The 356-nt window shown below is 70.5% G+C and carries 1 protein-coding gene; it reads left to right on the forward strand.

All coding sequences use genetic code 11. The features are described 5' to 3' along the window. Position 1: 1 nt before the first annotated feature. A partial coding sequence (locus F8271_RS31920; protein WP_370462016.1) for a transposase occupies positions 2-356 on the forward strand: 355 nt, incomplete at its 3' end.

The raw sequence follows: 356 nt of genomic DNA on the forward strand, positions 1-356 counted from the left end.
GGTGCCCCGGGATCGGGCGGGCACGTTCACTCCGATGCTGCTGCCGAAGAATGCCCGCCGCCTCGGTGGCCTCTCGGATGTGGTCATCAGTTTGTATGCCGGTGGGATGACCGTGCGGGACATCGCGGCCGGGCACGCCCAGCTGACGGCGTGGGCGCAGGAACTCGGCCCGATCGACCAAGCCGGCGTCGAGGGCACCGGCAGCTACGGCGCCGGGTTGACCCGGCATTTGCTTGATCAGGGCATCTCGGTGATGGAGGTCGTCCGTCCGAACCGTCAGACTCGCCGCCGGCGCGGTAAGACCGACGCCATCGACGCCGAGACCGCTGCCCGGTCGGTGCTGGCCGGCACCGCGC

Source organism: Micromonospora sp. ALFpr18c (assembly GCF_008868155.1).
Taxonomy (GTDB): Bacteria; Actinomycetota; Actinomycetes; order Mycobacteriales; family Micromonosporaceae; genus Micromonospora.